This is a genomic window from Aphanothece microscopica RSMan92 (assembly GCF_046613545.2).
Classification (GTDB): domain Bacteria; phylum Cyanobacteriota; class Cyanobacteriia; order PCC-6307; family Cyanobiaceae; genus NIES-981.
The window spans coordinates 25,963-33,116 of record NZ_JBKKKY020000030.1; the positions used below are offsets into that span (position 1 = coordinate 25,963).

General features: G+C 68.8%; 6 protein-coding genes. 3 read left to right on the forward strand and 3 right to left on the reverse strand.

Going from position 1 to position 7,154, the window contains the following annotated elements; all coding sequences use genetic code 11:
• Positions 1 to 113 precede the first annotated feature (113 nt).
• Positions 114 to 1,004, forward strand: a complete 891-nt coding sequence (locus ACLD7X_RS09825) for an RluA family pseudouridine synthase (RefSeq protein ID WP_411423441.1) — start codon at positions 114 to 116, stop codon at positions 1,002 to 1,004.
• Positions 1,005 to 1,071: 67 nt separating this feature from the next.
• Here ACLD7X_RS09825 and ACLD7X_RS09830 read toward each other — a convergent pair whose 3' ends face one another.
• A complete protein-coding gene (locus tag ACLD7X_RS09830) occupies positions 1,072 to 2,673 on the reverse strand; it encodes an ABC transporter ATP-binding protein (RefSeq protein WP_411423437.1) in 1,602 nt (533 codons plus the stop codon).
• A gap of 84 nt (positions 2,674 to 2,757) precedes the next feature.
• Between ACLD7X_RS09830 and ACLD7X_RS09835 the strand changes: the two genes are divergently transcribed.
• On the forward strand, positions 2,758 to 5,274 hold the full coding sequence (locus tag ACLD7X_RS09835; protein WP_411423438.1) for a RelA/SpoT family protein: 2,517 nt from the start codon (positions 2,758 to 2,760) through the stop codon (positions 5,272 to 5,274).
• Positions 5,275 to 5,313: 39 nt separating this feature from the next.
• Here ACLD7X_RS09835 and ACLD7X_RS09840 read toward each other — a convergent pair whose 3' ends face one another.
• A complete protein-coding gene (locus tag ACLD7X_RS09840; RefSeq protein WP_425625151.1) occupies positions 5,314 to 6,033 on the reverse strand; it encodes a hypothetical protein in 720 nt (239 codons plus the stop codon).
• Between the two features lie 384 nt (positions 6,034 to 6,417).
• Here ACLD7X_RS09840 and ACLD7X_RS09845 point away from each other — a divergent pair, with 384 nt between their 5' ends.
• Positions 6,418 to 6,606 (forward strand): hypothetical protein, encoded by a 189-nt coding sequence (locus ACLD7X_RS09845; protein ID WP_087068301.1) that lies wholly within the window; start codon positions 6,418 to 6,420, stop codon positions 6,604 to 6,606.
• Between the two features lie 42 nt (positions 6,607 to 6,648).
• Here the strand turns inward: ACLD7X_RS09845 and ACLD7X_RS09850 are convergent.
• On the reverse strand, positions 6,649 to 7,154 hold a 506-nt coding region (locus ACLD7X_RS09850; protein ID WP_411423440.1), incomplete at its 5' end, for a DUF2062 domain-containing protein.

The following is a 7,154-nucleotide window of genomic DNA, read 5'->3' on the forward strand; positions in this document are numbered from 1 at the left end:
GGATCGCCGGCTCAGCTCTTACGGTCAATGCCATGGAAATGGCTCACACCAGCGTCGGCTTCGGCGAAGGGGACGGCGAGCAGCTGACTCTCACGTATCCCAGGCCCCTGCCGATGCGGCTGGACCGCTGGCTGGTGGCCCAGCGCCCTGAGCAGAGCCGCGCCCGCATTCAGAAATTCATCGATGCCGGCTACGTGCGGGTGAACGGAGTGACCGGCCGGGCCAAGACCCCCCTGCGGCAGGGGGACACGGTGAGCCTGTGGATGCCGCCGCCGGAACCCCTCCCGTATCTGGTGGCCCAGGAGATGCCGCTGGATGTGCTTTACGAGGACGCTGATCTGATCGTGCTCAACAAGCCCGCCGGTCTCACCGTTCACCCCGCTCCAGGGAACAGGGACGGCACCCTGGTGAATGGGTTGCTGCATCACTGCCCCGATCTGCCCGGCATCGGCGGAGAAATGCGTCCGGGCATCGTGCATCGGCTCGACAAGGACACCACCGGCTGCATCGTGGTGGCCAAGAGTCAGGAGGCTCTGGTGAAGCTGCAGGTGCAGATCCAGAAGCGCATCGCGTCGCGCGAGTACCTGGCGGTGGTCCACGGCCAGCCGGCGGGCGATCACGGCACGATCATCGGTGCCATCGGCCGTCACCCGCAGGATCGCAAGAAATACGCGGTGGTGAGCGATGCCAGCGGTCGGCACGCCTGCACCCACTGGCAGGTGGTGGAACGGCTCGGTGACTATGCGTTGCTGCGCTTCAAGCTCGATACCGGCCGCACCCACCAGATCCGGGTGCACTGTGCCCACATGGGCCATCCGATCGTGGGGGATCCGGTGTACTCACGCTGCCGCCGATTGCCTGTGGAGCTGCCGGGCCAGGCACTCCATGCCGTGCAGCTGGGCCTGGATCATCCGATCAGCGGGGAGCGGCTGGTGTGCGAGGCGCCGCTCCCGGAAGTCTTCGAGCGGTTGTTGTCGCTTCTGCGCCGGCGGGGAAGGTTCTGAGCGGTGGATGGCATCGCCCTGGGAGCGGAGCGCCGCTGCTGCTTCCAGGATCGCCCGAGGGAGCCCGCTAAGGCACGGCCGGCAAGCGTGGACAGGCCTCCACCAGGGTGCGGGTGACGCTGGACCGGGGCTTGCGCAGGAGGTCCGGGCCGGGACCCTCCTCGACGATGCGGCCGCCGTCGAGCACGATCACGCGATGGCAGAAGCCACTGGCCACCGCGAGATCGTGGGTCACGAACAGCATCCCCAGGCCGAGGCGTTCCTGCAGCTCCCGCAGCAGAGCCAGCACATCGGTCTGCACTTCGGCATCCAGCATGCTGACGCTTTCGTCGCAGAGCAGCACCCGGGGCTCGAGGATGAGGGCCCGGGCGATCGCCACCCGCTGTTGCTGGCCGCCGGAGAGCTGGCGCGGCAGCCGCTGCTCGAAGGCCTCCGGTGGGGTCAGGCCCACCGACGCCAGGGCGGCCCGGGCCCGTTCCCTGGCCTGGGCGGGGCCGGCCATGCCGTGGATCAGCAGGGGATCGGCCACCGCTTCTCCGACCCTCATCTGTGGGTTGAGGCAGGCCAGGGGGTCCTGAAACACCATCTGGATGCCCCGTCGGGCCTGCCGCAGCTTCTCCCCGTGCAGCCGGCGCAGGTCGGTGCCCTGCAGCCGCACCTCCCCGCCCCGTACCGGCGCCAATCCCATCAGGGCACGGCAGAGGGTGCTCTTGCCGCAGCCTGAGCTGCCCACCAGACCCACGGTCTCCCCCCGACCGAGCGTCAGGCTCACGTCGTCGACGGCCTTGAGCCAGCGGGGCCGCCAGGGCGCCGAGGGAAGCGGATGCCAGCAGCGCAGACCCCTGATCTCGAGCAGCGGAGCCCCCGGCTCCGCTGCCGTGCGCGCCCGTCCCTCCCGCTCCCGCGCCCGGGCCACCAGCCGCTGGGCCAGGGAGGAGCGTGGAGCCACCAGCACGTCCCGAGCTGGCCCCCGCTCCACCAGGCGGCCCTGCTCCAGCACGGCGATCTGGTCGCACCAGCGCCCTGCCATCGCCAGGTCATGGCTGATCAGCAGCAGGGCGCTGCCCGCTTCCCGGCACAGGTCGGCCAGCTCCGCCATCACCTGCATGGCCACCGCCACGTCCAGGCTGGTGGTGGGTTCATCGGCGATGACCAGCGGCGGCTTCAGGGCCATCGCCAGAGCGATGGCGAGCCGCTGACGCATCCCGCCACTGAATTCGTGCGGGTAACTGCTGTAGCGATCGGTGCTGATCCCCACCCGCTGCAGCAGATCCTCCGCCCGCTCCCGCAGCTGCTGCCGGTTCCAGCCCGGACGGTGGGCCTCGAGGGTGTCGGCCAGATGCCCGCCCACGGTGAGCAGGGGATTCAGCCGGGTCATCGGGTCCTGGAACACCAGACCCACCGCTTCGCCCCGCAGTCTTCGCAGGGCAGGTCGGCGGAGCTGCCGGGGGTCGGCCCCCGCCAGGGCCAGGCTGCCGGTGCACTGACTGCCCTGGGGCAGCAGGTGCAGAACCGCCCGGGCCACGGTGCTCTTGCCGCAGCCCGAGGGGCCCACCAGGGCCAGGGTCTCTCCCCGGTTCAGGTTCAGATCGAGACCGTCGAGGGTGGGACGCTCCGCACCGGGATAGCGCACCACCAGATCCTTCAGGGACAGCACGGGGTCGGTCATGGGGACCAGGTTGGGTCTGTGGGTACGGACATCAGCCGTTCTGTGACGGTGCCTGCATACGATTGGGAAGCTCCGCAGGGTGGCATGCTCCGCGCAGTCTCCGATCCGAACCCATCCCTGGAGGCCGCTCCCGGCTCCGGAGCGGCAGCGGTTCGGCAGGAGCCCGGGAGCCAGTCCGCCGACACCGGCCGGGCCAGCCCTCCGGGCCTTGTCACCCCTTCGGCAGGAGTCAAGCCCACCTCCGCCGAGACGCCATCACCTGATCAGCCGTCACCGCCCGGGACACCTCCCCCCTGTCGGGAGTCGGCTCGGAACACGGTCTGCGCGCCCCTGGCCCGCCGTCCCATCACCCACCCCGGTGATTACGGGGTGCCCTTGCCTGAGTGGTTGCAGCGCTGCGTCGAGCACGTCCCCCCAGGCTCCGGCGACAGCTGTCCCACCGATGCCGAGGCCCTGCTGGCCTCGGCTTTTGATTTCGCCTTCCAGCTTCATGAAGGCCAGTACCGGGCGAGTGGCGAGCCCTACATCATCCACCCGATCGCCGTCGCCGATCTGCTCCGCGACATCGGCGCCAGCGCGAGCGTGATCGCCGCCGGCTTCCTCCACGATGTGGTGGAGGACACCGATGTCACCCCCGAGGAGCTGGAGCAGCACTTCGGGCTCGAGGTGCGGGCCCTGGTCGAAGGGGTCACCAAGCTCGGCGGGATTCACTTCAACAACAAAACGGAGGCCCAGGCCGAAAACCTGCGGCGGATGTTCCTGGCCATGGCCAGCGACATTCGGGTGGTGCTGGTGAAGCTGGCCGATCGCCTGCACAACATGCGCACCCTCGGTGCGCTGAAGCCGGAGAAGCAGCTGCGCATCGCCCGGGAAACCCGGGAGATCTACGCCCCCCTGGCCAACCGCCTCGGCATCGGGCGGCTCAAGTGGGAGCTGGAGGATCTCTCCTTCAAGATCCTGGAGCCGGAGGCCTTCCGCGACGTGCAGCAGCAGGTCGCCACCAAGCGCAGCGAGCGGGAGGACCGGCTGGCGGTCACCGTGCAGCTCCTGCGCGACCGGCTGGCGGCCGCCAGCCTGGCTGATTGCGAGGTGAGCGGCAGGCCCAAGCATCTCTATGGCATCTGGAGCAAGATGCAGCGCCAGCAGAAGGCGTTTCACGAGATCTACGACGTCGCGGCCCTGCGCATCATCTGTCCGAATCTTGAAAGTTGCTACCGCTCCCTGGCGGTGGTGCATGACACCTTCCGACCCATCCCCGGACGCTTCAAGGATTACATCGGTCTGCCCAAACCGAATGGCTACCAATCGCTTCACACGGCGGTGATCGGCCGGCACCGACCGATCGAGGTTCAGATCCGGACGGCGGACATGCACCAGGTGGCGGAATATGGCATCGCTGCCCACTGGAAATACAAGGAGGGTGGATCACCTGCCTCCACCGGCAATGATGCCGAACGGTTCAACTGGCTCCGCCAGCTGGTCGACTGGCAGAAGGATGGCGGTGCCGAGGACAGCAACGACTACCTCGCTTCGATCAAGGAAGACCTCTTCGATGAGGAGGTCTTCGTGTTCACGCCCAACGGTGATGTGGTAGGGCTGCGCAAGGGTTCCACGGCGGTTGATTTCGCCTACCGCATCCACTCGGAAGTGGGGAATCACTGCCAGGGCGTGCGCATCAACGACCGCCTCTGCCCGCTGGCGACGCCGCTCCAGAACGGGGACTTCGTGCAGATCATCACCGCGAAGACGGCTCACCCCAGCCTGGACTGGCTCAACTTCGTGGCCACCCCCACGGCCCGCAACAGGATCCGCTCCTGGTATAAGAAGAGCCACCGTGAGGCCAACATCCAGCGCGGCACCGAACTGCTGGAGCGCGAGCTGGGCCGCGATGGCTTCGATGCCCTGCTGAATGGCGAGGCCATGGCCAGGGTGGCCCGCCGCTGCAACCTGGTCGGCACCGACGACCTGTTGGCCAATCTCGGTTTCGGTGGGGTGACGCTCCACCAGGTGCTGAACCGGTTGCGGGAGGAGCTGCGGCTGGCCAACAGTGCCGCCGCTCCGGTGCTCAGCAACGAGGAGCTGGCCCGCAATGTGTCGGCTCATGCCGAGCACGTCAGTGCTCCGGCCCCCTCCGCCGGCCACGGCGCCGCGAGCGCCATCCTGGGTCTGGAAGGGCTCGACTACCGCCTCGGTGGCTGCTGCAGCCCCCTGCCCGGCGAGCCCATTCTGGCCGCGGTGGCCCTCGGCAACCACGGGATCACCATCCACCGCCAGGACTGCGCGAATGTGGCCCAGGTGCCGGCCGAACGCCGTCTGCCGGTCCGCTGGAATCCCGCCGCCAGCGATCAGGACAAGCGCCGCTACCCGGTGCAGCTGCGCATTGATGTGCTCGACCGGGTGGGCGTGCTCAAGGACATCCTGATGCGCCTCTCCGACCACCGCATCAACGTGAGCGATGCCCGTGTGCGCACCACCCCCGGCAAGCCGGCCCGCATCGAGTTGCGGGTGGAACTGCTCAGCGCCACCCAGCTCACCACCACCATGAACCAGATCCGCTCCATGGCGGATGTGCTCGACATCTGCCGCACCGGCGTGGGCTGAGCGAGCCATCGGATCCATCTGGAGGGGAGCCCCTCGGGGTCAGGGGCCATGGCTCTCCATGGTGTCCAGGGCCGTGCCGCAGGCCGGCGCTGAGGGATACACGAGGATTTCACTGCGTCCCGCTCCCCTGCAGCGGTGATACGGCGACTTCAGTCCGAAGGCTGTGCCGTTGCGCTCGAACCGGCATTGGCGCAGCCGCGCCGCCTCCACCGCGGTGATGGGGCGGCAGCGGGCTGTTGCCGGTTGCCGCCAGTCGAAGCCATAGCCGCCTACGGGCGTGAGCTCGGAGAGGAACGCGCTCAGACGGAAGCCGGGCTCGCCGGGGTAGGTGATGTCGGCGATCAGCCAGCGACCGCCGGCAGCCGCTTGCAGCAGGTAGTGCAACGGCACCGGCTCCTCCCGCGGGTGGTTGCGGAGCCCGGCCTGCACAGCCACCAGCGCCTCGAGACGGCCATCGGCGGCAGGGGCACAACGGAGCACCCTGGCGCCGAAGGTGCTCACCTGGGTGCCGCTGAACACGTCGAAGTCCACGAACCCCCCGTCGGCAGGGCCCAGCCGGTAGGCCGCCTGCAGCTGCTCCAGCAGTTCTGGCGTGAAACGGGCGCTCTGGCTCGTGAGGTCGACCGGCCCCCGCGCGTGCTGCCGGGCGAGATGCCAGCGGTAGAGCCCGTCGATCTGAGCCACCGCTGCTGCCGGGCATGGCGCTGCCCCCGTCATGCTGCCCGTGGGCGCGGCGGCCAGTCCCAGCATCGGCAGCATCAGCACCGCCGCAGCTGAGGACGCTGCAAGGGCTGCGGGCGCCTGTCCTGAAGCCCCTCCAGCGCTGCGACCACGATCCTGAGGATGAGCTGGCATGGGAGCCGCCAACGGAGCTGATTCCATGGCTGATTCCATTGTGAGCCGCTCGCGATGCGCGCCAATCCCCTGCTCGCCGTGGCCTTCGCGCCCGCCATCGAGGCCGTCGGCCTCGGCTGAGGGGAGTGGCCTGCTGTGCAGGTGGTGTGCATCTGCGCACAGCGCCACGGAGCGGGTGTCTGCCGCTACAGCTCGCTCCGAGCGGTCTGCCTACAACCACCCCACACCTTGGACCCGGCCCCTGGCTGCGATCCCCAGCGCCGTACCAGCTCCATCGCCGCATAAGCCATGACCTCTGAACAGGCCGCCCAGTTGATCGACAACACGCTCGATCTGGTCCACCAGCGCCTGCAGGACCTCCAGGCCCAGTGCCTCAGCCAGGAACACAGTGCCCTGGCCGCCGAGTTCCGCGAGTGGCGCCATCCCACCGGTGGCCACATTGACCTGATGGTCTTCCCCGGTCTCGCCAATTCCTGAGCCAATCTGCCCCCGGCTGCCTGGAGCTGGTCCTGCCCAGGCTCATCCCTGGTCAGGCTCCTGCCCAGCCCGGTATCCAGGCAGGGGGCCACTGGTCTGCATCAGCCAGCGCCAGTAGAGCCAGCCGAGGCCCGGTCCGGCCGCCAGGCCCACCAGGAGTGATCCCACCAGGATCCTGCTGGTGAATGACCAGCCCAGCTGCCACACCGCCCCGCTGCGGAGGGTGTCGAGCCCGGGCCAGCCCATGCCGGGACCGAGCAGCAGGCAGCCCAGCTTGAAGTTGAACCAGTACAGGGGCAGGTAGGTGAAGGGATTGCTGATCCAGGTGCCCGCCGCCGCCAGCAGGTGATTGCCGCGCACCACGCTGGCCAGGGCCACGCCGAGCAGGGTCTGCAGTCCGAAGAAGGGAAAGCAGCCGCAGAACACCCCGGCGGCCAGGCCCCGGGCCCGCTGGCCGGGGTTGCCCTCCTGGTGCCAGAGCCACTGGATGGCCCGCCGGATGGACCGCACCACGGGGACATGCGGTCGAAACTGGAACGGACGCAGCG